At 72.1% G+C, this 477-nt stretch carries 1 protein-coding gene; it reads left to right on the top strand.

Annotation, left to right across the window (positions count from 1 at the left end):
• Positions 1-477: hypothetical protein (locus FLO80_RS23810; RefSeq protein ID WP_223145550.1), on the top strand; the 477-nt coding region annotated here is incomplete at both ends.

The following is a 477-nucleotide window of genomic DNA, read 5'->3' on the forward strand; positions in this document are numbered from 1 at the left end:
GATTTCGAGCTGGCCGGAAACGTGCTGAGCGCGCCGATCGGACGCAAGAAGCGCAACGGCGACAAGTCGACGAACGCCGGCAAGGCGCCGAAGGGGCGCAAGGGCGCATCCGTGCCCGAGGTCGACCTGGAGCCGGCGCTGGCCAGTCCCGACGCCGCGGTGGTGCCGCGGCGCAAGGCCGGCAAGGTGCAGGCGCTGCCGCCGGTCGCGCCGGAGCTGCTGGCGCAGGCCGCGGAGATGCTCGGCAACACCGACGTGCGCAAGAGTCGCGAGGTGAAGCAGGCGCTGCTCGCCGAGGCGCGTGTCGGCGGCAAGGACAAGGGCGGGAAGAAGGGCAAGGTCGTTCCTGCGGGCAAGAGCGCGAAGGGCAAGGCCAAGGACGGCAAGCCCGCCGCTGCCGCCAAGCCGGGCAAGCCGACCAAGCATCGCAAGGGGCCTTCCAAGCCGAAGGCCGACAACGCTCCGGCCGCCACCGGG

Origin of the sequence: Aquicoccus porphyridii, assembly GCF_008369105.1 — a bacterium.
Lineage (GTDB): Bacteria > Pseudomonadota > Alphaproteobacteria > Rhodobacterales > Rhodobacteraceae > Aquicoccus > Aquicoccus porphyridii.